Source organism: Paenibacillus sp. ISL-20 (genome assembly GCF_018613005.1).
In the GTDB taxonomy this organism is placed as follows: Bacteria; Bacillota; Bacilli; order Paenibacillales; family Paenibacillaceae; genus Paenibacillus_AQ.
This window is the reverse complement of sequence record NZ_JAGGRD010000083.1, coordinates 1-25,697: the sequence shown is the minus strand read 5'-3', so window position 1 is coordinate 25,697 and position 25,697 is coordinate 1. Positions and strand designations below refer to the sequence as shown.

Genomic DNA, 25,697 nt, shown 5'->3' with positions numbered 1-25,697 from the left:
ACGCATGCCTGAAGGGGCACCATTCTATGACTGAATGCGCTGGCTAAGAGCTAGTAACGCCTGTTCAAAACAATCCACCGGAGGATGCGTGATACCCGCTCCAATCATTCCGATTCCCGGGTCTTTATGTGCGATGGCCGTGTTGATGACAGGCATGATGCCGGTTTGGGCCACTTTGCGAATATCAATGCCCGTTGGAATGCCGCTGAAGTTCAATAAAGGAATCGTGACATTCGGATTTTCCGTGGTCGTAATCTCCTTCATCTTGACTGAATAATTCATGGCTTCATCCACGGTGCCGCCGACAAGCGCCACGATCGCCGGAGCGGTTGCCATCGCAAATCCGCCGATTCCGTAGGTTTCCGTGATCGCGCTATCGCCAATATCAAGGCCTGAATCCTCCGGTTTATAACCTGCGAACATCGGTCCAACCACCTTTTGCGCCGGTCCGGTGAACCAGGTGTTGCCTGGCATGCCGCTGACGCGAATGCCGAATTCGACGCCATTGCGGGCCATGGTGGTCACGATGGTGCTGTATTCAATCCCATGGGCCGCATCCAGCGCGCATTTACAGAGCGCCATCCAGGTCGGGCCGGAGAAGTAATCGCTGCTTGCCACAAAATCAAAGACCTCGATTTGCTGCTCGGTAGGGAAGTCCGTCCGCAGAATGAGCGGCGTTAACGCTTGGATTAACAGCGTCGTGCCGGCATTGTTGCGGTTATGGCATTCATCTCCCATATGAAGCGCCTGCGACAGCATCAGACGAAGGTCAATGCCATTCTTGGAGAACTTCATGGCATCCCGGAGCATCGGGCCAAGCACGTCTCTCATCCAGTTCAGACGAGCGATGACCGTTTCGTCATTGGCGCCCATCCGCAGTATTTTGGACAGCTGTTCGCTCAGGTTTGTGTACGCGATATTGCCGTATGTCCGGTTCTCCACGATGTGCATGAACATCGAAGCTGAGGTTACCCCCGCCATCGAGCCTACGCAGTTATGCTCGTGACATGGCGAGAACGTGATTTCACCCGATGCTGCAAGTTCCGCTGCTTCATCCAGATTGCCGGCCAAGCCTTCGAAGACCAGTGCGCCCGTAACCGCGCCCTTCATCGGACCGCTCATTCGCTCCCATGTAATAGGCGGGCCTGCGTGCAGGATCGTCTTCTTGGTCATGCCCGGCACGACATTAATCGCCTGATCGAAACCGATCAATACCGGCTGGGAGTTGATGATCCGCCCTACGGCCAGCTTGTTCGCCGCTTCGATTTTCTCCTGAATGTCCGGCTGATCCAGCTTGTCAAGCAGTGCGATGACTTCAGGCTTGCCGCCGCCCGGCGGTTTCCACTCCAGGTGGGAGACCTTCCCCTTTTGCTTCAAAATATCGTCTTTAAACATTTCCAGACCCACATTGATTACGTGAAGCTCGCTGTTAAATAGCTCGTTGATTCTGCTCATGTCATACTCCTTTCTCGACAAAGCCTCTGGCAAGAAGCCCTGTATTCGTACTGCTGCTGGCATAAGTAACTCCGGCAGATACCAGTTTATTTAACTGCTCTTCTACAGACGGCGTATCGAGATCCGTGCCCAGTACATAACCGATAATCTCCAGATGTCTTCCTTCTTGTTCGGCCGCCTGCTTGGCTTCCACGATCGCCGGAAGCATGACCCCGACCGGATCCTCGTGCGCTCCGTATCCAAGAACGAAGTCCATTACGATAACGCCAACCGACGGATCTTTAGCTTCCTGCTTGAATCTGGCAATTCGGGAAGAAGGATCGATCATCGGATGAGGCTTGCCGTTGGTGAACTCGTCATCCCCAAAATCGATAAACGTGTGGCCCTGGCTCACATGGATATCCTGCAGGCGATACTTCGGATCCTTTGGAATATTGCTGTATACATCCTCGTATTGCTCCATCGCCAGGTACATGGCTTCGTCGCACAGCGTTCCGCCGCAGAACAATCCACGGATGTATTTTTGCTCCGGCTTTAGCTTGGCCTTGATCTCCTCGATGAGAGGCAGATTCAGCGGGTGCTTATCAATGGTGCTCTCGTCGACGCCCGACAGGATAACGGCTTTCAGCGCCGCTTCTTTCGTCGTTTTGGCAAAATGACCGCCGGCGTTCACCACTGCTTCTTCCGTTCCGCCGATAAAACACACCACGACAGGCTTGCTCATGTGCTTGATCTCGGCAAGCACCTTCTCCTCCACGCTCTTGGCAGGCGGCTTTGAGATCAGTACGATGACCTTGGTTGCTTCGTCTTGGTTAAGCGCTCTCATGCCGTCCAGCATCATAATGCCGCCAACACGTTCGCTTAAATCGCGTCCACCCGTGCCGATCAGCTGGGAGATCCCTCCGCCAAAATCATGAACCCGAACGCTGACCTCCTGGCTTCCCGTGCCGGATGCGCCTACGATCCCAACGCTTCCTGGACGCACGTTATTCGCAAAGCACAGCCCCACGCCTCCGATGATGGCCGTACCGCAGTCCGATCCCATCATGAGCAAACCACGCTCATGCGCCATATTCTTGAGCTCGATCTCCTCTTCCACGCTGACGTTATCGCTGAACAGCATGACGTGGAGGTCATTCTCCAGTGCCTTTCTGGCTTCTCTGGCTGCGAAGAGTCCGTTTACAGAAATGACGGCCAGCTTGGCCGAAGGAAGATTTCTTGCGGCTGAATCAATCGTCGGGAACGTGAGTTCACTGTTTCCTGCCTCGCTTCCCTTGCTGTTAAATAGGGCTTCAACGCCTTCGTAAGCGCTTTCTACGAACTCCTCAGAGACTGCTTTAATGACGATCATCAGATCACTTCCCTTGGCTTCCTCCAGCTCCGGGGTCATGAGACCGACATTGGCCAGTACTTCCTTGTTCATCTGCGTTCCCATTGCGATAAATGCCTGATCCACGCCTTCCAATTGATTCGCTTTGGTTGACAGTGACATCAATGAGACGGAATCAAAGTACGTATTCTTTTTAATCACAACTTTAGTCGACATGCTTTACCTCCCATTTCTTTCTATGCTAAGCTTCAAGCCATTCACCAGACCGAGCGCGATATCCGTTCCTGATGTAGAACCGATATCGAGTACCCTGGATAAGCTAGATATAACTTCAGTCTTACTGCCATGGATCATATGGTGCATGAACTCTCCAATGGATTCCCTTACCTGGCCGCTTGCGGCTTTCTTTAAAGCCATATAACTAATCGGATTGCTCCTATCAGCCGATGCTGCCACAACTTGCTCGCACACATGGCGGATCTTGAACAGCGGACCATTCGTTAGATTCATAACGGCAAACAATCCGACCAAGAAATCGTCGCCCGACGGAGTCAGACCCGGACCCAAGCCTATTAGTTGAATTGCATAATGAGATGCCAGGTTGACTTCGCCTTTGGATAGTGCTTCAAGAAGTCTCGCGGAGCGCTCCCTCAGTAATCTCTCCATTTCCCGATCAAAAGGATTTACGGTCTCTGCCGATCGCTTCATCCCGCCGGCCTTGCCGTGAGCTTCAATCCATAACTGCGCTGCAGCTACATGGCTTCTTAAAATTTCTTCGTCTTCCGGATAGGATGGGATCTTACTCCGCCATACATGGACTTGCTGAAGCATAACGGCTTGATTCTTCCCTACGTATAACCGATCTCCCTCCGCATAGACCTGATCTCCAATCGTCAGCCCCTGTTTGGAAAAGCTGTCGATGTCCGTGACCAGCGTATTCGGAGCGTTGTCCACGTTGTCAGTGGCAATCGTATATAATTCACCGTTCGGACACTTCAGGTTCACCGTTCGATCAAAGATGCTGTGTACCGTCCCATGGAATTTCAAGCTTCTTATTTGTTGAAGGAACCCCGCATCGCAAGAGATGGCGGCGCTTACAACACAAACGGCTTCTGTACTGGTTTTCTTCCCGCAGCTTCCCGTTATATCGCCTCCTTAGCTTACAAATGGACAAATGCTGTCTTTTGTCAGGTTATCCCTTTGAAGGCTTCATTCACCTTGGATCGGCCATGCCTTAGTTGTGGATAAATGACCTTAGATGCTATACTAAATTCAAATTCAGCCGGTATATAAACGTCGAACGTAGAACAGGTGAATGACCTTCCATAACCAAAAGGATATTTTGTGAATTATATCACAGTTGAAGTTGCGAACCGCTCCTGACACCCTTATTGTAATCCAGGGCTTCGCTCCGGTCATTGTACAGCGAAACTAAAAACATGCCGTATTCGCTGTGCACATTGCACAATGAAGAACAAAAACAAAGGTGTGTGTTAAGAATGCTAACCATCAGGGACATCCTTCAGATCAAAGCGATCGAAGGCATTAAACTCGTTGCAGGTGCGGCAGGAATTGATCACCAAATATCCATTGTGAATATTATTGAAAATCCGGATGTATTCGATTGGCTGGCTTCGAATGAGCTGCTCTTATCCACCGGATATATTTTTAAAGATAGCGAGGAGCTGCAGAATCGGGTCATTCATGAATTGGCCGCGAACAATTGCGCGGGACTGTGTATCAAAATGAAACGCTATTTTGACCGAATTCCGCAAAACATGATTGATCTGGCAAACAAGTATGGGCTTCCGCTACTGGAGCTCCCTTTTGAATACACGCTGTCCAAGGTGATCGCGATCATTAATGAGAAGACCAATGCCGATTATGACGCGCTGAATCGCAGATCACTCGATCTGCATAATGCGCTGTTCAAAATTCCGCTGGAAGGGGGCGGCATCGAACAAATTTCGGCGGAGCTAGCCGACATCGTCCATAATCCGATCCTGATTCTTGATCGGGATTGGAATTTGCTCTGCTATACGGATCATCCGGATAATAAGACGCCGCTGCATGAGTTCATGTCGCTCCAGAAGAATAGGCCCATCTTCCCGTCCGAGTTTACCGAGGCGATCCCGACATATGTAAGCGAAATCAAGAAATCGATCCAGCGCGACTACGATCATAAGGGACAATCGTACAAATGCCGCATCATGCCGATCTCGGTGTCCAGCCATGTGTACGGATACATCGTCATCTTCCAAACCGTTCGCAAGCTGACCGAAGTCGATAATTTGGCGTTAGAGCACGGCTCTACCATTCTGGCCCTCGATCGCATGAAGGCGAAAGAGCTCGAGGAAGTCAAGCTCAAGATCCGGCACGATTTCTTTGACGACCTGCTGTCCGGCAGCATCACCTCGACCGAGACGCTGCATTCGCAGTCGGATTTGCATGGGCTGAATATCAACTATACCTATTACTGTATGGTCGTCCATATCGAACCGACCCTTCTGGAAAGCTACAAAGATATCGTATACCGCAAATACGAGCTGGAGCATATGGTGAAGAAGTGTGTCAACCTGATCCACGGCTTGTCCAGTAAAGCCAACGGGGAGCTTACGTGTTACTACCGAAGCCAGCAGATCATCATATTAGTCGGGAAGAATGAGAATAAACCGCCGGTTACCGTCAACGAAACAAAAGCTTTCGCCCATGAGCTGGTCGAGCTATTGACCCGAGAAATGAAAAAAACACAGTTTCTTATCGGCATTGGGAGTCAGTATAAGACGTTCTCCTCGCTTCATCGAAGCTTCTTCGAGGCCCAGGAAGCGATGCGATTGATGCAGCGATTCAAAGACATTCGGATTATCTCCCATTTTGAAGATTATGCCGTCTATCATTTTCTCGATTCCAATATCAAGCCTGCCGAGATGGAAGAGTTCTTCCACAACACACTTGGCGTCATCCATCACCATGATCAAACGTTTAACACCAGCTTTATCTCTACGCTGGAATACTATTTCATGCACAATCAGAACGTGACGGAAGCCGCCAAGGCAATGTTCATCCACCGCAACACTTTTATCTATCGCATCGACAAAATCAAAGAGCTGTTGAATTCTAATTTGAAAAATGCAGACGAGTTATTCCAGATTCAATTGGCGCTCACGCTCTATCGGCTGCTGAATAAAGGGTAGTCTACGGCAAAAAGGCGTGATTGGAAGGATCGCTGAGGAGCGGTCAGTTCCATGTCACGTCTTTTTTTGGGGGGGAATAGTGAGGGAAAGGCTTCTCTTTAGTTGTGCTCTGGCGGAGGTGTTAGGGAGGGTTATATGATTGGCTGCTTAAAGTTGGTAGTGTTATTTGCTCTCTAATTTCTCGTACTTTTTAGCTGCTATCTTACCAGGATAAGAATCTTCCCTAGTTTCATAGTAAATGATGATTTCTTCACCAACTGTAAGTGTTGAGGGATCAATCTTACTCACCCATACGACTTCCCTATATTCGCCAGATTTAATCACTTCTTGCGTATCTTTCTTTAAATCACCCTCTGTTAAATCAGCTATGAGTAGTATTCTATTATTTTGGAGATCGACTTCTTTTACGACTCCTTGCATCTGTTGGTAATCGGAATTGACAATATTACAAGCGCCCAATATAAAGAGGAGACAGCATGTTAGTAGCACCCATTTTGTTTTCTTCATTGGTTTGCTCCCTGAATTTCAGATAGTTGACGGGCTCTAGGAAAATGCCAATAACACGGGCTAAAAAAATAATATTCATAACGAAACCTTCGTTCTATGCTTATGTAAAGTGCGCTTGCGGCAGTGAACAGATTAAAGAAAACCTTGAAAGGCATATGCCATTCAAGGTCTCGAACCTATATCTTTTCAACTGAAATTGAATTACAGACTATCTCAGCAGTAAGAGGGGGCATTATAATTTTACAGTTCAACAATTGATGGCCTTCACTTTGAACTTCTGTAACTTCGATATCTTGTAGAAAATAAGGAATTTGTGGTCTGGTCAACTCTCTTAATGGTTTAGTCCTATCATCAACACTTGTAAGAAAGGAAAATTTAGAACATCCCGTAAAGGACAATTTGACGTTAAACTCAGTATCCTCAAAAACAAGTGTTAATTCGTCCAAAAAAACTCGAATCAAATTTTAATACTCTAGCATCCCAATAGTGCATTGCTTCAATCTCGCTCAGGATTTTTTCTGCTTTCACTGTATCACCTCATTTTTTATATGGAATATGAGCATCAGGACTTTTTCTGCCAACCACATTCAGATTAACATCAATTGGGTTACCACTTTCATCAAACAAATGAACATGGTCATATTTGGTGACTTTATCAGGTTTCTAATACTTATATAGGAATAGGCTTCTGACTTTTTATTTTTATGTTCATTAATGCTATGGACACTCAATATTTTTCTAAACTCTTAACTTCTTTCATTTTTTGCTCAATCCCATTCATAGCAATTTCTGCTTCCTCTCGAGCAATAACTCCCCTTCTGCTTTTATATTTATAAGTTTCATAAGCCCACACTAATATAATTTTCACAAATTCAATTGTCTCTAATTTACAGATCGGTTCAATCTCATCCTCGTCTTCGTCGTAAAATGGATCCTCAATTATGGTCCATTCTCTATAAGATATAACGCTTGAAGCATTTCCTCCATGTCTATATTCAGGTATATTCCCCTTCAATAAATCAATATAATTATCAATATCATTTTTTAGATCCTTAAATCTCCAAGGTATATCAGATCCTAAAGGATCACTTATCATATTGGCAAACTCCAATGATTTTTCTTCATCAAAATCCATTACAACGATATTAAATTCGTCCATATATCTCAATTTATACTTATACTTAATCATAAACAGATGTCCTCCATCTTAATAGACTGGAAAAGCCGAAATTATCTTATCGTTCCTTAAAATAATCTCAATTTCCATACCACTGCTTGTTTTCCCTATATATTTATTGTTTTTTATATTTACTTTATTATTAAAAGCCTCATTTACTGCATCTACCACCTCTTGAGGTGTCCATTCCTTTGGAAAAAATGTGGATTTAGGACCCTTTAATACTCCATTGATTTCTACATTAGCTTGATAGACACCAAACTCATTGGGTGGGTCAATATTTCCAACAATATTCGCCTTACTATTCGGCATTCCTTCATAATGAAAACCATTAGCATTCCCATTTTTGAGTATTTCACCATCAAAAATATGGTTTAACCCATTTTCTTTAGTCCCTTGTTTGAAGTTTTCTGTGCTTTGTAGACTCTCAAGCCATTTCGTTTTCTCTATAACAGGCTTTCCAACTTCAACCTTCCCCCCATCCCCACCCGAATCATGCTTCAGGTGTGGGTGAGTCTTCACGCCAAACCGGCGTCCGGCCAAGCCAGCGATGGCCATGGCTGCTTGCTGTCCGGCAAAATTGAACGCACCGCCCGACGCCTCGACGTCTGCGGCGAATTTCTCCTGGGTATCGGCATCAAAGATCATTTTGCCTCCCCAAACCGCCGTGTCGATAATCTCTTCCGCCGTCCCGATGGTTGCATTATAGGCCATATCCTTTGCAGTGCCAAGCGGGTCTTCTACCAAGGATGTCGCCGTATCCTTTACCGAATTTGCTACGGACTTCGCCCCGGTCTGCAGCCCCTGCCAGAAGTCCCCCGCATGGTCCCAGAACGTTTTGGGTTCATTAGCAGCGCTCGCTGCAGCTGCCGCGAGCATGATATCTTCATGCATATCGGCTGAAATAAACCGAAAGGCAATGGTTTTCAACTCCTGGCCGATGATCCGCAGATGTTCAATCGTTTTATTCATTTCGCCGTGGGCGTGCTGAAAATCTTCAAAAAACCGCGAACGGGTCGTTCCTTCCCACGAAGACATCATATACGTAATCTGCTGGTCCAGCCGATTCTTGGTCCTTTCCAGCTCTTCCGCTGCCCTGGCAGCTTCCTCCGATACCCGAATCAATACCTCGGGCGGAACGAGTATTCTAGGCATTTGCATCCTCTCCAATATTTCATTGGACCTTATTGTACCTATCTTCTAGGATATGGAAAAGGTTCCAGAGTCCTTCATATCAAAGGCATTGGGGTTTACAACCTGGAAGATTGGGGCCTTTCATGTTCTAATATGGTTCAGAAGCCCCAATATGCTCTATTGTCTCTAGTATAGTGACAGCCTTGGTTGACATTATGATGTATCTCTAATCAAACAGTTCACAAGAAACGCACCTCCTACAGAGATGCGTTTTTCCGCTGGGAATCCTATGCAGGAGCCCGCATAAACGGGCTATTTGATCCTATATCTTATCTAGTGTGCTCAGAACCCTGACCTCATCAAATCGCTTAGCACAAAAGCCAGATGTTTTTCTGCTAAACGCGTATGGCGGTAAAAGGTGGCTCTGCTCATATGGAAGGATGCTGCGAGCTGGCCTTTATTCCGGTCCTTGCGCAGATAACTTGCGATTAGAATTTCCTTCTCCAACAGCGTCAAAGGTTCCATCGGACGTCCGTCGGCCAGAATCCCTTGGATGATGTCCCTCACCTGCATCCCGTTCCAATCCAATCGCCGCGCGACAGGGAGTTCCTCCAGCTTGTCCGGGTCGAATAGCCGTTCCAGCATTTGCTTCATTTCGCTTCTATCAATGGCCGGAGGAAACTCACCCTTCCGTCGATGTGTCGGTTGACCTGCTGCTGTCTCCGTTTGCCGGATGATCCGCTGAATCCACTGATCAAAGGTCGTTTGCCTAAAATCAAGCTTCCATGTCGTTAATTCGATGCCCTTAGATCCCGTCGCTTTCCCGCATGCTTTGAATCCAAGAATCGACAATAAAGAATTCAACTGCGGATCCCCCGCCGCCAAAATCCCCCGCAGGCCGCCAGTCATATGAACCAGCCATTGCTGCATCAGCAAAGCCCCCAACTCTTCGGGACGATACAAAGTCTGTTCGGAGTTTACCGCGGATAACAGCACGAATATCGTATCGGCTGCCTCCGGAGGAAGCCGATGCAGCGAAGAAGCCTCTTCTCCCAGCATCCCCCTACACCCAGGCGCATATCGTTCCAACAATGGCAAACTCAAGGCATGCAGCCATACGCCTGCGCAAAACGCCAGCGGCATCCCTTTTTCATCCCGCACGATAAAGATTCCTTCAGGAAAATGAGCTGCAATCTCCTCCAGCAAAACCGGGCAATCGGCAGGTTCAACCAGTTCGGACTGCCAGTCAGAACCCTGAATTGACGCCTTTAAAAAGCACTGCACATACGGCAGATCTCCCTGCCCGAACGGCTTCTGCTCGCCGGGTTTCAGGCTTGACGAGAAATTGGCATAGGCATGGGCCGAGGGCAGAAATTCGCGGTACAGCTCCAAGATGTGGGCGCTCAGGCGCGTCTGCATCCGTTGATCGACCGAATGGAATCGTTCTGCCAGCAGAACGAACGCCTGATGGCGAACCGCTTCGAATTGTGCGGGATTTCTGCGCGCGAAATCATCCCGCAACATTCGAGCGACGACCTGGTGCAGCGATATTCCATCCACCGTATCCCGTACAAACGAAAGTCCCCTCAACTTGTAATAGTCCGCCCCTTCCCAGGGTGCGTCCAACAACCGGTTCAGCAGCTTCTCGTCGGCTACAGGCAGAAGCGACAAAACCGTCAGCGCACGGTACACGCCGGGAGAAGCCGCTTCCCGCAAAAATTCGGCGCTCAATACAGCCGGAACCTCTCGCCATACATCCCACTGTTCCGCAGATTCGGAAAGCAGCAGATCCACGGTCAAAGCAAGCGACAACGGATGGCCTTCCGTCTTCTCGACAATAACCCTTTGCATTTCCACACCCAAGCCGCTGCCGCCTAAATAATCGTAGACCTCTTCTCGCGTAAACAGCCGCAAAGGGAACCTATGCAATTGGGATTTCCATTCCGGATTCGTCTGCCACTTGAGCGGCAGTCCATTGCGCGAGGCACATACGATCAACACGCGGGCGGACTTCAACTCAGGAAGAAATCTGGAGAACAGCCACCCTTCCAGCTTTTCGATCTCCTCACCATTGTCTATGAACAACACGGTACGCTGCAGCTGAAGCTCGTTAACGATGTATGGCAGCAGCGCGGATTCCGGATCCCTGGTTCTGCCGTATTCGGTTGCCAGACTCATCTCCAGACTCGCCAGAAAAGCGCCCGACGTTGTTAAGCCCCCTTGCCCGTCCAGCCAAAGGGAACGCACCGAGGACTGCCTTGCCGTGCGGGCCATTTGAAGCAGCAGCGTTGTTTTGCCAATACCGCCAATCCCTGATATTGAAAAAATGGATGTCTGTGCACGGGAATCCGTCAGCCAATCCGTAAAACTCTTCATTTCCCGATCCAAACCGATAATTCGATGTCTTGAAATCTTCTCCATCCGTTACATCCTCACTCCATCCGCTTCTCGCCCGTTGAATCTTATCACTAATAAACCTACTATTTTTTTATACTATACTATGTATCGAGTCTACGAATAGGTTCAATAACGGAATAACCGCAAAAAACGCGCACATTCTCGGTTGGAATGTACGCGTCAGCTGTTCAGCTGCAATTAGTTGATGAAATTCAAATAGTGCAGCATTCGGTATAAGAGAACGGTGCTTTGGGCGCGCGTGGCAAACGCCTGCGGAGCGAACGCAGCCTTCCCGACCCCTTCGATCACGCCCGCGGCCAGCAGCTCGGCAGCCGGTCCCTTGGCCCACTCGGATACCTGGGCATGGTCCGAGAAGCGTTCCAACGCGGAGGTGTCCTGCGGCGGAAGCTCGCTGGCATATCGGACGGCTCTGCCCAGCATAACCGCCACCTGCTCTCTCGTGACCCAAGCGTCCGGTCGGAACGAACCGTCGGCGTAGCCATCAATTAAGCCGGCCTCGGATGCGGCACCTACCGCACCGGCGTACCAAACATCCTTCGGCCACACGTCCGAATAGGAAGAAGACTGCGGCTTCTCGGCGAGTCCGAGCGCACGTACGAGCATCGCGACGAACTCGGCGCGGGTCACCGTGCGGTTGGGATCAAGGGTGCCGTCAGCCGATCCGTTCACGATCAGCTTGTTCGCCATCTGCTCGATGTCGCTTTGAGCCCAATGTCCCTGAATATCCTCGAAGGTTCGATTGGATCGAACCGCGGTGTACACACCGTTATATAGGCCATAAAAAGTCGCTGTCTCCCCTTCAAAAACGGAAGGGACGAAGCGCAGCTTCCCTGCGTCATCCACCCACACGACGGTGGAACGGTCAGGTTCTGCAGCTGCGTTCATCGAGAATGCCCGCTCCATGTACGTTCCTTCCGCTTCGATTCTTTCATCGCCGTCACTGTATAGGTAAAAGCTCGTCGGTTCCGCCAGCATCTCATACCCTTGACGGATCAATACCTCATCCAACTGACGGCTTGCGGAATCCGTCATTTTCGCAATGACGATCGTTACGATCGCTCGCTTCGGGAGGTCACTTAGCACTTGCAGCGGAACGCTGTAGCTTGCCTTGCTTACCCCAATCCGAATGACTGCATTCGGCTTCGCCGCAAGGAGATCTTGCAGCGCTTCAGCCGGAAGGTCTACCTTCACCACCGGATCCTCATTGTCGATATCGATGATGATATCGTCCCCGCCAACAACAGACCACGACCGAACCAGCTCGGAGCCCGGCATCAATCTCAGAACCGTGCGCCCGTCATGCTCCTGCTCTTTTTTGGCGGTTACCCGAACTTGTTGACCATTGATCGTTACGATCATCCTTGGATCCGGTGCAGGAATAGGAGCAGGAACAGGAGGAACCCAGCTGTAGGTTGGAGGTTCCGGTTTAGGGATATAGACAGCTCTCAGATCGATGCGTCCTACGTCGACCGTTTCCCCAGCTAAGACATTCACGGTTGTCGCATAATCGTTATACGTCGCTGCTGTCACCGTGAGTGCATGGCGGCCTGCCACTACGTTATTCAGGGCGAATCTCCCATCGATGTCGGTCATATCCTTCACTTCACCCACCGATACCGCCGCACCAACCAGCGGTGTGTTACCTGCACCGTAGACTGCACCGATCACCGTCCCCGTGCTCGCTGGAGCCGATTGTACCGTCACAGCGGCGACAGCCGTGTACCCGCCATCGGTAGTTGTCACCGTGATCACCGTCGTACCTTCAGCGATCGGCGTCACCTCGCCGCTCTGATCCACCTGGGCGACGGCTGAATCGCTGGAAGTCCAGGATACCATCTGATTCGTCGCATTCACCGGCATAAGGACGGCCGTCAGCTTCTGCGAAGCACCTTCTGCCGTAAGGGTCAATTCCGTCTGATCCAGCGTCACTCCCGTCACGCGGACCTGGTCTCGAATATGGGCCACTTCCACCTGTACGCTGCTCCATGCCTGAATACGCTGCTGTGCATCCAGCTCAAACACCTGAAGATACTGACCCGGAATCGGTTCCATAATGTCCGTGCCTAGCAAGTACGATGTCGCTTCAACTGGCAGCGCATCACCCACTAGGGGTCGCACACCGGCATCTGACCCGAGCAGATAAGCAAACGTGTGTCCCGGGTCGCCCGGAACCGCCGTCACGCTCGTCGAGCCATTCGCGCTGCCTGGACTAATAGCAAACCCGTCGATGCCCGGTGCTGATTCATCCACGTACAGGGTCAGCACAGCACTAACGGTGTTCTGGCCCGCATCTGTCGCCGAGACCGTTACCGGGAACTCGCCACTCAGCGTAGGACGGCCTTCAATCGTTCCGTAGGTAGTCATCGATAGGCCATCGGGAAGTCCGGAAGCACTCCATGCCAGCCCTCCCCTTGCACCATCGAAAGCATCAGTCGAAATCGAATAAGGAACGTCCTTGACTGCCCGCTGAAGATCGGTTGTCAAGATGCCGGGGCGTAGATAGGGATAGCCCCCATTGACGCCAGCATCGACGGCCCACGTGTTCGCGAAATCCCAACCGCCATAATTGAAGGCTGCCTTCATGTCGTTGGTCGTAAGGCCTGTGAGTTGAGGCGGGCCTAAGTTTTCCCCAACTCCCACGCCAGTGGTTTGGACCGATACCGTGTTATCGTAATACGAGGCGTTGATGGAGGCATACGTCAAGATTCCGATAAAACCGCCCACTGTGTAATATGTGACGCTTCCGGACTGCATGACGGCAGTCGAAGAATAGCTATTGGCGATCGTTCCGTATATCAATTGTCCGGCCAACCCGCCGCCAAAAAAAAAGTGATCGCCCGCCGTATTCGTGATCCTTCCGGTGGCATACGATTCATTGATACTGCCTGCTCCCTGAGCTCCAACCAGGCCGCCCGCATACTGATTGGAGGCATCCCCGCTCTTCACAGCAGCGGATGAAGATGAGCGAAGAATGGTCGAATCGCCATTGGCCGCCCCGGCCAAACCGCCGGCTGTGCTCAAGCCTGCATAACCGGTATTGCCGCTCGTAACAGTGCCCTGCGAATGCGAGTTGATGATGCTGCCGCCCAGTAGATGGCCTACCAATCCGCCGGCATAACTTCCGCCGTTGACTTGAACTGAAATGCCCAGGTTACGGATGGTTCCCGATACGCGGCCGAAGAAGCCGACATACTGCAGAGACCCTCCATCGATGGAGAGGCCCTCGATCCGATGTCCCCTGCCGTCAAAAATGCCGCTGAAGACGGTTGCTTCATCAGCAATAGGCACCCAATCGTATCCCGTCATATTGATATCGTCGGTTAATCGGATATTCCGATCCAGATAGGAAGATGGATTCCGATTGATATAAGCCAGTTCATCTGAGGTCCCAACCCAAACCCAACCGTCCGCTTCGGACGGGACCGAGTCGTTACCGACCCGGACCACAGGCTGAGCGGAACTCAAGGGAGCAAGCACCATCGAAAAAATGAGCGTTACTGCCAGAACAATGGACATTTTTTTCATAAAAAGGTTTCTCCTTTGCATCAGTACAATCATCGATGAGTCATAGAAACACGCCGTGATCTGATAAATTTCAAAATCTTCAATTAAGTGTAAACCAACAATAGAACAAAGACTGTCTCAATTTTGTTTCAAGTTCAATGAGGCCTGTTATAACGGAAAAACCGAGCGAATACAGGGAGGGGCCCTGAGTTTTCGCTCGGTTTGATTTTAGTGTATGAGTTCTAGCATGTAATGACTATCATTAGTTTGGCAATCTGTCCTCAATATAAGAATGGTCCAGTAAACCAAGCAGGCTTTTGGTTAAATATCTCTTCTGGTATTGATTTAAATCATTATTGACAATTAACTGACCGTTCTCTTTTCTAAGTAGTTGATCCGAACCATTCTCCAAAAATAGTAGATTACCATCAATCTTGTTCATGATCTTCCCAATAACTTTAAACAAATATTCTAAACCTTGATAAAATGTGTTACCAAATAGTTGAATTCTAATACATTGGTTAACATTGAGATTGTAATGATTTCTAACAAAAGCTATATCAGAAATATCATCGATTTCGAGAGCCATCGAAAAAAATTCAGTGCTGATCACTATTTCTTCTTCGTTATTGTGAAGTGATACGTTTTGATTTACAGATTCAGCTACTATTTTTTGTATGATTTCTGCTAGCGATTTGGAACTTAAATTTGATTCAAGAAACAATTCGCAATCCATTCATTTCTAACCTCCGAATACACGTGTTATTTTTCCGTCGTTTACAATAATTAATTCTTTTAAACTCTTCAAATCTCCGTTAGAATTTGCTTTCCTTAGAATTCCCTCAGTGATCTCACTTATTTTTTCTACGGCAAAGTTATCTAAATTAAGAACAATTCTGTCTGCCTGTGCTTTAGTCTTAGTTCTAATGTTTCTAAGAACATTATCAACATTCGTATCTTGTGTAGGTGCATAACAATCAAATACTTTACGATCCGGCGTGTGGCTAAACCGGCCAGGATCATGGCAGCCTGCTGTCCCATGTAATTGGACGCGCCGCCCGACGCCTCGACGTCTGCGGCGAATTTCTCCTGGGTATCGGCATCAAAGATCATTTTGCCTCCCCAAACCGCCGTATCTACGACCTCTTCGACTGCCCCGATGGTCATGTTATAGGCCATATCCTTAGCGGTGTCAAGCGGATCTTCTACTAAGGAGGTCGCCGTATCCTTTACCGAATTGGCCACGGTCTTGGCACCGGTCTGCAGCCCCTGCCAGAAGTCCCCCGCATGGTCCCAGAACGTTTTGGGTTCATTAGCAGCGCTCGCTGCAGCTGCCGCGAGCATGAGATCTTCATGCATATCGGCTGAAATAAACCGAAAGGCAATGGTTTTCAACTCTTGGCCGATGATCCGCAGATGTTCAATCGTTTTATTCATTTCGCCGTAGGCGTGCTGAAAATCTTCGAAAAACCGCGAACGGGTCGTTCCTTCCCACGAAGACATCATATACGTAATCTGCTGGTCCAGCCGATTCTTGGTCGTTTCCAGTTCTTCCACTGCCCTGGCAGCTTCCTCCGATACCCGAATCAGCACCTCGGGCGGAACGAGTATTCTAGGCATTTGCATCCTCTCCAACGTTTCATTGGACCTTATTGTACCTATCTTCTAGGATATGGAAAAGGTTCCAGAGTCCTTCATATCGAAGGCGTTGAGAGTATGTAATCTGGGATAATCGAGCTTTTCATATTAAGAAAATATGGTTCAGAAGCCCCGAATAAGCTCTATTGTCTCTAGTATAGTGACAGCCTCGGTTGGCATTATGGTGTATCTCTAATAAAACAGCCATAAAAGGATTACCTTCCATGGCCGTTCCCGCGTGCTCATATTCTGTTTCTTTGACACTCAACTACCTCTTAATAAACACAATCTTCACGCCAACCACCTGATCCTGCTCATTCACAGCCTTATAAACGCCGTATGCACCATCGCCCATGCCGGTTCGAGATACAACGCCTCCATCCAGAACGCCCGCTTCTTCCCCGCTCTCGGTGATGTCGCAGCACGCGTAATACCATTCCGTATCCGTATCCGAGGTGTCCGATGTCGCATCCGCGTCAGGAATCCGGTACTTTTGAATATCAAAAATCCCGGCCTGCCCGCTATCCACCCCAGCTACAAAAGGACACTTGATCCACTCCAGGAATGCCCCCTGTTCAGCTGCCGAATGATGGTAAGCCGTTAGCTTGGCGTTGGCTTCGCCCCAGTCCGGGATCTCCACCTTCTCCACTTCCCCTACCCACGTTCCATTCAATACGGCTTCCAACACACCCATGATAATAATGTTCGTATCCAATTCATAACAAGGATCCGCGACAACCAATTGTCTGGAATTCACTTCAAAATCGCCCAGTTGAATGACCAATGAAGATACCTCCAATAACTCCGTATAATGGTTCTATTTTAGCACGTATGATGGCGTTCGAGACCTTGTATCGTTACATTCTACCATGGTCAGACACCGTTAAATGTCCCTACAGCATTGCTTTCACATGGTCAAGCGAAATCTTGACACTCTCATAGCCGTCTATCTTAATGCGGTCCTGCTCAACAACGACCCAATCGTAGCCCGAGGACTTGGCTTTCTCGATAATGCCTTTCAGATCAAGAATGCCCGTTCCTACCTCGGTCATCTCTTTGTCTTCTTTATTGACCATGTCCTTCACATGAACCGTCTTGCAGCGTGTTCCGAAACGATCCATGACCTCCACTGGCTCACGGTCAGCATGGGTTGTCCAAAACATGTCGATTTCAAAGCCCAGCTCCGCTTCCGTTGTTGCTTCTCCCAGCATTTCGAGTATGGGCTGATCCCCGAATGTATTCGTGAACTCATGATAATGGTTGTGATATAGAAGTTCCATACCGGCTGCCTTGATCTTCGGGCCAATCTCTTTTACGATCGCGATTAGGCTATGTACGTCTTCCATGGATTCAATCTTATAGTACGGAATCACGATGTACGAAGAGCCGATCACTTGATTGTAAGCGATAACCTCGTCCAGACGATCCATGAGATCCTCCATCCGCGTATGGCTGCCCATGGCTTCCAGTCCCGCCTTCTCCAACAACGACTTCATCTCTTCTGCCGGAATATCAGCAAATCCCGCAAATTCAACGCCATCATACCCAGCCTCCCTTACCTTTATAAGCTTCGCAGCGAAATCTTCCTGATCGTAATCGCGCAAAGTATACAGCTGTAACGCAACCTTCAGATTTGTCATGCCTAATCCGCCTCATTGCTGATGTTAAGTTATGGCTTAGATCCTGCACCATTCTAGCACAAACCTATTTACGGGGAATCAACAAATGCGGCTTTCCGGACAACAAGTCATTTTTTCAATCATTTCAGACATTATTTTTACAGATACGCGTTCACCTTGTCTGCTAAGATATTAAACATGATTCTACTAGAGAAGGGTGTTGTCAAAATGAAACGAATATTGTCATGCGCGCTGGTCATTATAACAGCGCTTTCAATCCTTGCCGCTTGCGGAGGCAAAGATTCCGGATCCGGCGCTAAGAACGATTCGGGACCTGTCGCTGAAGGAGATTTGAAAGAAAAGGAGCTCGTGAAGCTCAACGTTGTCATGATGGGCAATAACAAGAAAGATACCGCCGAGGTCGTGGAGGCCGTTAACGAAATCACAAGAGAAAAGCTGAATGTTGAAATGGACCTCACGTACATTTCGTACGGGAATTACGTACAACAGACGACAATGATGCTGGCCTCCGGTAAGGGAGTGGACTTGCTTCCGATCTACATGACGCCACTGGCTACGGTTGCCAACAACGGTCAGATCATCCCGCTTAACGATTTGCTTGAGACATATGGTCAAGACCTCGTTAAAGAAATCGGGCCTGAGTACGTTGAGAGCGGCCGCATAGGCGATGACATTTACGGTATTACGACAGGTCGCGACCTTGCCAAGGCCTACGGCTTCCAAATGAGAAAAGACTTGGCGGATAAATACAACATCGATTACGCCAATATCAAAACACTCGATCAGTTGGAAGAAGCGCTGACAACGATCCGCGAGAATGAACCCAACGTAATCCCTGTCGTTCCATCGAATGGCGAGCTGGTTCGTAACTGGGGCTGGGATACGCTTGGCGACGATATGACCAACCTTGGCGTACTGATGGATTTTGGCAAGGAACTGAAGGTTGTCAACTTGTATGAAACAGAGTTTTACAAAGATTTTGTTACACGCACGCACAAATGGTATCAATCCGGCCTGATCATGAAAGATGCGATTAACAATACGGAAAGTGCCGGCACGCTGATGAAAGCAGGCAGCGCATTTGGCGGATTTGCCAACCTGAAGCCTGGATTTGCCGTACAGGAGACGAGAAATTGGAACACGGAAATCGTCGTATCCGAAATCATTCCTCCTTATACAACAACCTCTGACGTGCAAATGGCTACTTGGACGATCAGCAGCGGAAGCGAGCATGCCGAAGCGGCGATGAAATTGCTGAATTTGATGTACACTGATCCCGAAATTGTGAACCTGCTGATCTACGGTATTCAGGATAAGCACTATGTAACCGTTGGCGATGCTGCGAATGGACAATCCATGATCGACTTCCCTGAAGGCGTAAATGGCGGCAACAGCGGATATCCGCCGACTAGCGGCTGGATTTGGACAAATCAAACCATTGGTCATGTATGGAAAGGCAACCCGGCAGATTATTGGGAAGTTCAAAAGGAATTTAACAACACGGCCACCCGCTCTGCAGCATACGGTTTCACCTTTGACTCAAGCCGTGTACGAAACCAGATGACTGCCGCCTCCAATGTCGTTGCTAAATACCACGAGGCCTTGATGTGCGGGGTTCTTGACCCTGAGACGGCGCTGCCGATCTTCCAGAAGGAACTGAAGGATGCCGGCATTGACGACATTATTGCTGAGAAGCAATCCCAGCTTGATAAGTGGGCTGCTAACAATAAATAATCTTTTTTTCGATTATTGGCTGAAAGGAGAATGGCCATCATGGCGGCACCAAAGGTAAAAAGAGCTGGAAAAACCGGTTATAAACGCTTTATTCCCATGTACATCATGATGATTCCAGGCCTTATTTACCTGCTGATCAACAACTATGTACCAATGGCTGGTATCATCATAGCGTTTAAACATATTAACTGGAATAAAGGCATCATCGATAGCCCGTTTGCAGGCTTAAGCAACTTTGAATACCTCTTCAAGACGAAGGAGGCATGGATCATTACCCGAAACACCCTGGGATACAACCTTGCTTTTATTATTTTGGGGACTGTTTTAGCCGTTGCCATTGCCATAGTCTTAAATGAAATTCGTTCGAAGTTTTGGAAAAAGAGCTACCAAACGATTATCCTGCTGCCTTATCTGATTTCCATTGTTGTCGTAAGTTATCTTGTATTCGCCCTGTTTAGCTCCGAATCCGGTTTTATCAATCACTCCATTCTGGAGCCTCTCGGATTGAAGAGCATTTCATGGTACACGGAGCCGAAATACTGGCCCTATATCCTGACGATTGTGCATCTATGGAAAACCGTCGGATATAGCTGCATCATCTACTACGCGACCGTAGTCGGCATTGATCGAGGCTACTATGAAGCGGCGGTAATTGATGGAGCGAACCGGTGGAAGCAGATCGTTCATATCACATTGCCTTCTCTGAAGCCAACGATGATTACGCTCGTGCTGCTTGCAATCGGAACGATATTCTATTCCGACTTCGGTCTGTTCTACCAGGTACCGATGGATTCCGGTCCGCTGTACGATGTTACCAATACGATTGACACCTATGTTTATCGCGGCTTGATCAAATTGAACGATGTTGGCATGTCCTCTGCCGCAGGTGTGTACCAATCGCTGGTCGGATTCACGCTGGTCTACATCGCCAATCGACTCGTTATTAAATTCAGCAAAGAGAACGCGCTATTCTGACGCAAAGGAGCTTCGAACATGGTTGATAATAGTAGAGCGTTTCAGATCATAGCGAATATTCTAATGTTCTTATTTACGATATTCTGCTTGTTTCCGTTTGTACTGCTAGTCGTCTCTTCCTTTACCGATGAGGGCACACTCATCCGGAACGGTTACTCGCTGTTTCCCGAGAAGTTCAGTTTGGAAAGCTATGCGTACATGTATGAAAGACTCGATACGATTGTGCGTGCCTACGGCATCACCGTCTTCGTCACGGTTGTCGGCACGGTTACCAGCTTGATGATCACCGTATTGCTGGCTTACCCTCTCTCGAGAAGAGATTTGCCGCATCGCGGGAAATTCGCTTTCTTCGTCTTTTTCACGATGCTGTTCAACGGCGGGTTAGTACCTACCTATATTATGTGGACCCGCTATTTAAACATTGATAATACGATTTGGGCTTTGATCATTCCCGCCCTGCTGCTCAATGCCTTCTATGTCATCATGATGCGTACGTACTTTACGACTACCATACCTGACGAAGTTATTGAAGCCGGAAGAATCGACGGTGCCGGAGAGTTTCGCATTCTCTTCCGCATTGTTCTCCCCATGTCGCTGCCGATGGTCGCGACACTGTCGCTCCTTATTGGGCTCAACTATTGGAACGACTGGAGAAACGGTCTGTATTACTTAACGGATCATAGCTTGTTCAGTGTACAAAATATGCTGAATACGATGCTGCAAGATGTTAGATTCCTTGCAAGCGGCGGAGCTGGCGGCAACGCTAGTGAAATTGCATCCAATATGCCTAGCGTAGGGATTAAAATGGCGATCGCCGTCGTCGGGGCTTTACCGATTATGATTGTATACCCATTCTTCCAAAGGTATTTCGTAAAAGGGATAACGGTTGGAGCCGTTAAAGGTTAGACCTTGCTTTCTCACAAAAAAGGACAAGAAGCACAGCATGAATGTTCATCACCTTGCTGGCCTATTGTCCTTTTTTTGAAATCAAGACGTTCAAGGAAATAACTTGTTTAGCCTGAGTCGGATGTCTTACGTGATATAATATACAAACATATTAAATCCTAGGTGACAACATCATGAAAAGAAGGTACAGCGCTTCATTTAAAATGAATATATTTCGCGCATTATTGCTGATTACGTTCCCGCTAATCGGGATGCTGCTTGCGTTCAACTTCTATTCCTATTACGCGTTTAATGCGAAATTTGTCGAATCGAATCAGCAATCCTACGCATTATATGCTCAAAATTTGCAAAACGATCTGGATGCAATCGATAATTTTTTATCCAACGTTGCCGTAAGCGATTACAATTATGCAACGCTGAGCAGTCCTGTCAATGCGCTTCGGGCTCATGTTGCATCCCATGAAATTATGACGCAATTCAATACGGCTCTTAACTCTTATGACTTGGCTAATGCTTTTTTTATATATAGTGCTGTCAATGACACTTATCGCGATATTTTTGATAACGGGTATAGTTATGAAACGAAGGAAGCCATTCGGCTGCATATGCGTACATTGACGCAGCGATCCGAGAACCATTATAACGTTGGTTGGCTTGCTTTCGAAATCGAGGGGAAGGCTTATCTGTTCAGACTGCTCGGGAAAAACGGTACGTATGCCGCTGTCATGGTGGATTTTGATCGGATCCATTCGATGGATCTTGTGCAAAAAGGAACCGAGGTTATTTACGCCAACAACCAAGGGGCTCCGCTGACGAATAAACCATTCTTCGCAGACCACGAGCTCCAATTAAGCGAATATAACAACAACTTTATCCTGATCAGCCAGCCCATTCACAACACGGATCTCCAATTGATCTTTGCTGTACCGAAACCGGATGTATTCAAGGGAGGGCTTGCTCTATTGTTCGCGCTGTCCTTGTTCACCATTATACTTGTGATCATCAGCTTATTCTTCTTGAACCGGTCGCTCCTCTCTCCTTGGCATCGCCTGATGACAAGCATTGGCAAAGGCTCAGCGCAGGAGCTAAGAGAAGAATACCGCATCGAAGAGTTTAAACAGGTCGGCGCAGCATTTAACCATTTGACAACCCAGGTCAATCACTTGAAGATTGTCGCCTATGAACATGAGATTGAACGGCAGAAGGCAGAGCTGCAGCATTTGCAGCTGCAAATTCGCCCCCATTTCTTTCTCAACTGCTTGAAAAGCCTGTACGGGATGGCCCAGCAGCAAAGCTACGAGCGCATTCAGCATATGATCCTGGCGATATCCAACCACCTGCGCTACAATTTCAAGGATAATCTGCAGCTCGTCTCCCTTCAGCAGGAGGTAGATCATGTTCTGAACTATATTCGGATTCAGCAAATTGCTCATCATGTTCCGCCGCTGTGCGAATACAGCGTCGATAGCGCCTTGAAGGATTTTACGATACCGCCTCTATCCATTCAGGCCTTCGTGGAGAACAGCATCAAATATGCAACGAAGCCGAATGAACAGCTGCGGGTCGAGATTAAAGCGATTCTGCTGGAGAGTGACGATGGAGATTATGCGGATATCACCATTCAGGATAATGGCGACGGCTTTACGGATTCGATTCTGCAGGAGCTGAATCATGGGGACAGCAGCTTCTATAAGGATATCCATATCGGAATCAGCAATGTGCGTCATCGCTTGTCCATGCTGTACGGGGAGCGGGCTATGCTTGCCTTTTTCAACACAGAGAAAGGTGCGGTTGCCGAAATCATAATCCCGATCAAGGAAAGAATACAAGACAAGGAGGAAGCTTATGAACGTTCTAGTGGTGGATGATCAATATGATGTCGTGCAAGGAGTTATAGCAGGAGTCAATTGGCAGGAGCTGCATATCGATCATGTGTATCCCGCGTATGGCCCGGACGAAGTCAGAACACTATTAAATCATCATCATGTACATATTATGCTATGTGACATCGAAATGCCGCTGGAGAATGGACTGGAGTTGTTCAAATGGGTAAAAGCTCAATTTCCAGCCATCGAGTGTATCTTCCTGTCTTCTTATTCCGAATTTGAATATGCGCAGGAAGCCATTCAGCTTGGCTGCTTCGATTATATTCTCCAGCCTGCAAGGTACGAAGATATTCAAGCATCCATTGAGCGTGCGATCCATAAGATCCATGCCAATACCCACATGCAGCAAGTTTATGAGTATGGTGCCTATTGGCGGCAAAATGAAGAATTTCTGCTCGAGAACTGTGTCCGCAGCTTCATGCTGGATTTCCGAATGCATCCGCAGCAGCTGCTGCGAGATTTGAGCAATATCCATATTTCCGTCTCTGCTCACGCCCAATTCGGTTCCATTCTGATCCAGCTTACGAAATCGAATCCGAACAAAGAGACCATAAAATATGAGCTGAGAAGTATCGTATCGGAGCTCATAGAGCCTTATAACCTCGACCTGCTGTTCGTGCAGCTGGATCAGGTGAATTATTTGGCACTTCTTTATACGGAGGGTTTGTTCGATGCCCCAATCTCGGAATTGATGAAGCAATTTATCGACATGGCACAAAATGAGCTCGGCTGCTCGGCAGCCTGCTATATTTCGGATATCGGGGAACCGGAAAAGCTTAAACTGCACTATAAAGCACTCTGCCATATGCGGCAGCAAAATGTCGCTATATACAGCAAAGTCTTTACGATGCAGCATCTGAACAAGATCAAGGATAGTTCCTACTCCTTTCCCAACATGCAGAACTGGTCCATGCTCATATCCCATAACAACATTAAGACCGTGCGGGATCAGATCCATAGCTACCTCCTTCAGCAAAAGCAGCTGGGGATTATGTCTGCTGAATTTCTGGCCAGGTTTCATCAGGACTATATCCAAATATTCTTGACAGCGGTTAACCAGTTGAAACTGGAAGTGAACGACATCTTTTTTGAGCAATATCCTTATGCCGACTATATCGAAGCTTATACATCACTGGATAAGATGATAGACCTGGTCCATTTCACGCTTGATTATGTTCAAGAGCACGCCGGAGAGGCTCACCATGCCCTATCCCCCATCGAACGGGCCATTGATTACATCAATCAGAACATCGAGAAGAACTTTAGCCGTGCGGAAGTAGCGGAAGCCATCTATCTGAACCCGGAATACTTATCCCGGTTGTTCAAGAAAGCGGAGGGCATATCCCTGAATGACTTTATTATCACGCGGAAAATGGAAATCTCAAAATCATTGTTAATGAGCACGCACATTCCGGTTCACCTCATTGCTTCCAAGGTAGGTTACTCCAACTTCTCTTACTTCTCCCAGGTGTTTAAAAAACACTGCGGCCTCACCCCGCTCGAATATCGGCAGCAGCAAGGATGAAGGATGGTACTCCGGTGGATCGTTTTAAGCGAATATTGAAAATAAAGCAGAGGGGTCAAAGAATCTTAGAAGATTCTCAGGCCCCTCTGCTTGTTCTCTTCTTCTTTCTTCTCACTAATGCACAACATTCATTAAGCTCCAAATCTCTGCCGATGCCCGATTGTTCTGTATGCTCCTAACAACTTCTTAAGGCTCTTGGATCGTGGATTAAATTGAATCTATACCAAGTCGCCACGATCAGAAATCTTTTACCGTGACTCCCGTCCTTGCGACTCACCCGTTTGAACCTCGGAATGGATATTATCAGGCGTTATTTTCGAAAGTAGATCTTCCAATGTTTTGGTCCGTGGTTTGATGACGAGATGACCATCTTTAAGGTCAAGATCAATCTTTGACCCCTCTTCCAGTCCTACCTCCATAGCCAGTTCTTTTGGGATGCGGATGCCTAAACTGTTTCCCCATTTTTGAACTTGCGACATGCTACCACCTCACATAAATGTTTATACAAAGTATAAACATTTTTTTTGGAATGAAGACAAATTATCGACCTTTCGATAATTTATATCTATATAAAACGCAATTAAGATTAAAACCTAATTAATAGGCGATCAATAGTTTCCATCGGATGCTTATTGATTCGCTTCATAAACTGGCCGACATGAAGCTTAATCTTA

20 protein-coding genes are annotated in these 25,697 nt (G+C 48.0%); 6 read left to right on the top strand and 14 right to left on the bottom strand.

The window, feature by feature from the left end:
• Nucleotides 1–24 precede the first annotated feature (24 nt).
• The 3 genes from J7E85_RS33320 to J7E85_RS33310 are packed head-to-tail and all read right to left on the bottom strand — an operon-like array spanning nucleotide 25 to nucleotide 3,832.
• Nucleotides 25–1,455, bottom strand: a complete 1,431-nt coding sequence (locus J7E85_RS33320) for a YlbE family protein (RefSeq protein ID WP_215164232.1) — start codon at nucleotides 1,453–1,455, stop codon at nucleotides 25–27.
• Between the two features lies 1 nt (nucleotide 1,456).
• Nucleotides 1,457–3,001 (bottom strand): acyl-CoA synthetase FdrA, encoded by a 1,545-nt coding sequence (gene fdrA, locus J7E85_RS33315; RefSeq protein ID WP_215164231.1) that lies wholly within the window; start codon nucleotides 2,999–3,001, stop codon nucleotides 1,457–1,459.
• 3 nt (nucleotides 3,002–3,004) lie between these two features.
• Entirely contained in the window at nucleotides 3,005–3,832 is an 828-nt protein-coding gene (locus tag J7E85_RS33310; protein ID WP_215164230.1) for an oxamate carbamoyltransferase subunit AllH family protein, read from the bottom strand.
• A 452-nt stretch (nucleotides 3,833–4,284) separates the two neighbouring features.
• On the opposite strand from J7E85_RS33310, the gene J7E85_RS33305 reads away from it, so the two are divergent.
• On the top strand, nucleotides 4,285–5,979 hold the full coding sequence (locus J7E85_RS33305) for a PucR family transcriptional regulator (RefSeq protein ID WP_215164229.1): 1,695 nt from the start codon (nucleotides 4,285–4,287) through the stop codon (nucleotides 5,977–5,979).
• A 162-nt stretch (nucleotides 5,980–6,141) separates the two neighbouring features.
• Here the strand turns inward: J7E85_RS33305 and J7E85_RS33300 are convergent, their stop codons facing one another.
• The 10 genes from J7E85_RS33300 to J7E85_RS33250 form a co-directional block, all read right to left on the bottom strand.
• Nucleotides 6,142–6,486 carry a DUF3221 domain-containing protein gene (locus J7E85_RS33300; protein ID WP_215164228.1) on the bottom strand — a complete coding sequence of 115 codons (345 nt, stop codon included), beginning with the start codon at nucleotides 6,484–6,486 and terminating at the stop codon, nucleotides 6,142–6,144.
• A gap of 727 nt (nucleotides 6,487–7,213) precedes the next feature.
• Nucleotides 7,214–7,675 (bottom strand): hypothetical protein, encoded by a 462-nt coding sequence (locus J7E85_RS33295; RefSeq protein ID WP_215164227.1) that lies wholly within the window; start codon nucleotides 7,673–7,675, stop codon nucleotides 7,214–7,216.
• 18 nt (nucleotides 7,676–7,693) lie between these two features.
• The gene (locus J7E85_RS34460; RefSeq protein WP_251036234.1) at nucleotides 7,694–8,818 is read right to left on the bottom strand and encodes a WXG100 family type VII secretion target; all 1,125 of its coding nucleotides are present in this window, start codon (nucleotides 8,816–8,818) and stop codon (nucleotides 7,694–7,696) included.
• 321 nt (nucleotides 8,819–9,139) lie between these two features.
• Nucleotides 9,140–11,218 carry an ATP-binding protein gene (locus tag J7E85_RS33280; RefSeq protein WP_215164226.1) on the bottom strand — a complete coding sequence of 693 codons (2,079 nt, stop codon included), beginning with the start codon at nucleotides 11,216–11,218 and terminating at the stop codon, nucleotides 9,140–9,142.
• A gap of 174 nt (nucleotides 11,219–11,392) precedes the next feature.
• On the bottom strand, nucleotides 11,393–14,740 hold the full coding sequence (locus J7E85_RS33275) for an S-layer homology domain-containing protein (RefSeq protein ID WP_215164225.1): 3,348 nt from the start codon (nucleotides 14,738–14,740) through the stop codon (nucleotides 11,393–11,395).
• Between the two features lie 241 nt (nucleotides 14,741–14,981).
• Nucleotides 14,982–15,455, bottom strand: coding sequence for a hypothetical protein (locus J7E85_RS33270; protein WP_215164224.1), 474 nt, complete (start codon nucleotides 15,453–15,455; stop codon nucleotides 14,982–14,984).
• 6 nt (nucleotides 15,456–15,461) lie between these two features.
• Nucleotides 15,462–15,647 carry a CdiA C-terminal domain-containing protein gene (locus J7E85_RS34455; protein WP_353049612.1) on the bottom strand — a complete coding sequence of 62 codons (186 nt, stop codon included), beginning with the start codon at nucleotides 15,645–15,647 and terminating at the stop codon, nucleotides 15,462–15,464.
• On the bottom strand, nucleotides 15,599–16,339 hold the full coding sequence (locus J7E85_RS33260) for a WXG100 family type VII secretion target (RefSeq protein ID WP_251036233.1): 741 nt from the start codon (nucleotides 16,337–16,339) through the stop codon (nucleotides 15,599–15,601). The genes J7E85_RS34455 and J7E85_RS33260 overlap by 49 nt, the downstream gene beginning before the upstream one ends.
• A gap of 286 nt (nucleotides 16,340–16,625) precedes the next feature.
• On the bottom strand, nucleotides 16,626–17,141 hold the full coding sequence (locus J7E85_RS33255; protein WP_215164223.1) for a DUF4241 domain-containing protein: 516 nt from the start codon (nucleotides 17,139–17,141) through the stop codon (nucleotides 16,626–16,628).
• 109 nt (nucleotides 17,142–17,250) lie between these two features.
• Nucleotides 17,251–17,997, bottom strand: a complete 747-nt coding sequence (locus J7E85_RS33250; protein WP_215164222.1) for a sugar phosphate isomerase/epimerase family protein — start codon at nucleotides 17,995–17,997, stop codon at nucleotides 17,251–17,253.
• A 207-nt stretch (nucleotides 17,998–18,204) separates the two neighbouring features.
• Here J7E85_RS33250 and J7E85_RS33245 point away from each other — a divergent pair, with 207 nt between their 5' ends.
• The 5 genes from J7E85_RS33245 (at nucleotide 18,205) to J7E85_RS33225 (ending at nucleotide 25,023) form a co-directional block, all read left to right on the top strand.
• Entirely contained in the window at nucleotides 18,205–19,731 is a 1,527-nt protein-coding gene (locus tag J7E85_RS33245; protein ID WP_215164221.1) for an ABC transporter substrate-binding protein, read from the top strand.
• A 39-nt stretch (nucleotides 19,732–19,770) separates the two neighbouring features.
• Nucleotides 19,771–20,706, top strand: coding sequence for an ABC transporter permease (locus J7E85_RS33240; protein WP_127589888.1), 936 nt, complete (start codon nucleotides 19,771–19,773; stop codon nucleotides 20,704–20,706).
• 18 nt (nucleotides 20,707–20,724) lie between these two features.
• Entirely contained in the window at nucleotides 20,725–21,612 is an 888-nt protein-coding gene (locus tag J7E85_RS33235) for a carbohydrate ABC transporter permease (protein ID WP_215164220.1), read from the top strand.
• 173 nt (nucleotides 21,613–21,785) lie between these two features.
• On the top strand, nucleotides 21,786–23,480 hold the full coding sequence (locus J7E85_RS33230; RefSeq protein ID WP_215164219.1) for a sensor histidine kinase: 1,695 nt from the start codon (nucleotides 21,786–21,788) through the stop codon (nucleotides 23,478–23,480).
• A complete protein-coding gene (locus J7E85_RS33225; protein WP_215164218.1) occupies nucleotides 23,458–25,023 on the top strand; it encodes a helix-turn-helix domain-containing protein in 1,566 nt (521 codons plus the stop codon). The genes J7E85_RS33230 and J7E85_RS33225 overlap by 23 nt, the downstream gene beginning before the upstream one ends.
• A gap of 248 nt (nucleotides 25,024–25,271) precedes the next feature.
• On the opposite strand, the gene J7E85_RS33220 is transcribed toward J7E85_RS33225, so the two are convergent.
• Nucleotides 25,272–25,502: an AbrB/MazE/SpoVT family DNA-binding domain-containing protein gene (locus tag J7E85_RS33220; RefSeq protein WP_215164217.1), complete on the bottom strand. Its 231-nt coding sequence runs from the start codon at nucleotides 25,500–25,502 to the stop codon at nucleotides 25,272–25,274.
• Nucleotides 25,503–25,697 lie beyond the last annotated feature (195 nt).

What these genes read in the sequence shown, in the direction of transcription:
- J7E85_RS33260 (WP_251036233.1), bottom strand. Translation starts at nt 16,339, where the DNA reads ATGCCTAGAATACTCGTTCCGCCCGAGGTGCTGATTCGGGTATCGGAG.
- J7E85_RS34460 (WP_251036234.1), bottom strand. Translation starts at nt 8,818, where the DNA reads ATGCCTAGAATACTCGTTCCGCCCGAGGTATTGATTCGGGTATCGGAG.
- J7E85_RS33245 (WP_215164221.1), top strand. Translation starts at nt 18,205, where the DNA reads ATGAAACGAATATTGTCATGCGCGCTGGTCATTATAACAGCGCTTTCA.
- J7E85_RS33305 (WP_215164229.1), top strand. Translation starts at nt 4,285, where the DNA reads ATGCTAACCATCAGGGACATCCTTCAGATCAAAGCGATCGAAGGCATT.
- J7E85_RS33230 (WP_215164219.1), top strand. Translation starts at nt 21,786, where the DNA reads ATGAAAAGAAGGTACAGCGCTTCATTTAAAATGAATATATTTCGCGCA.
- J7E85_RS33275 (WP_215164225.1), bottom strand. Translation starts at nt 14,740, where the DNA reads ATGAAAAAAATGTCCATTGTTCTGGCAGTAACGCTCATTTTTTCGATG.
- J7E85_RS33225 (WP_215164218.1), top strand. Translation starts at nt 23,458, where the DNA reads ATGAACGTTCTAGTGGTGGATGATCAATATGATGTCGTGCAAGGAGTT.
- J7E85_RS33235 (WP_215164220.1), top strand. Translation starts at nt 20,725, where the DNA reads ATGGTTGATAATAGTAGAGCGTTTCAGATCATAGCGAATATTCTAATG.
- J7E85_RS33300 (WP_215164228.1), bottom strand. Translation starts at nt 6,486, where the DNA reads ATGAAGAAAACAAAATGGGTGCTACTAACATGCTGTCTCCTCTTTATA.
- J7E85_RS33270 (WP_215164224.1), bottom strand. Translation starts at nt 15,455, where the DNA reads ATGGATTGCGAATTGTTTCTTGAATCAAATTTAAGTTCCAAATCGCTA.
- J7E85_RS33280 (WP_215164226.1), bottom strand. Translation starts at nt 11,218, where the DNA reads ATGGAGAAGATTTCAAGACATCGAATTATCGGTTTGGATCGGGAAATG.
- fdrA (WP_215164231.1), bottom strand. Translation starts at nt 3,001, where the DNA reads ATGTCGACTAAAGTTGTGATTAAAAAGAATACGTACTTTGATTCCGTC.
- J7E85_RS33240 (WP_127589888.1), top strand. Translation starts at nt 19,771, where the DNA reads ATGGCGGCACCAAAGGTAAAAAGAGCTGGAAAAACCGGTTATAAACGC.
- J7E85_RS33320 (WP_215164232.1), bottom strand. Translation starts at nt 1,455, where the DNA reads ATGAGCAGAATCAACGAGCTATTTAACAGCGAGCTTCACGTAATCAAT.
- J7E85_RS33220 (WP_215164217.1), bottom strand. Translation starts at nt 25,502, where the DNA reads ATGTCGCAAGTTCAAAAATGGGGAAACAGTTTAGGCATCCGCATCCCA.
- J7E85_RS33250 (WP_215164222.1), bottom strand. Translation starts at nt 17,997, where the DNA reads ATGACAAATCTGAAGGTTGCGTTACAGCTGTATACTTTGCGCGATTAC.
- J7E85_RS33295 (WP_215164227.1), bottom strand. Translation starts at nt 7,675, where the DNA reads ATGATTAAGTATAAGTATAAATTGAGATATATGGACGAATTTAATATC.